Source organism: Methylophaga sp. UBA1464, assembly GCF_002325665.1.
Taxonomy (GTDB): domain Bacteria; phylum Pseudomonadota; class Gammaproteobacteria; order Nitrosococcales; family Methylophagaceae; genus Methylophaga.
In genome coordinates, this window is the sequence record NZ_DCSO01000047.1 from 1 (window position 1) to 205 (window position 205).

1 protein-coding gene is annotated in these 205 nt (G+C 50.7%); it reads left to right on the forward strand.

Annotation, left to right across the window (positions count from 1 at the left end):
- A partial coding sequence (locus tag B3O33_RS05445; protein WP_292363166.1) for a GTP-binding protein occupies positions 1–205 on the forward strand: 205 nt, incomplete at both ends.

Here is a 205-nt window from a genome sequence, read left to right on the forward strand (position 1 = left end):
CGGGCAAAACCACCACAACCGAACGTATCCTTAAACTGACCGGCAAAATCCATAAGTCTGGTGAAGTACATGATGGTGAATCCACCATGGACTTTATGGATCAGGAAGCCGAACGCGGTATTACTATCCAGTCAGCGGCGACAACCTGTGAATGGAAAGGCCACCGGCTGAACGTTATCGATACCCCGGGTCACGTTGACTTCAC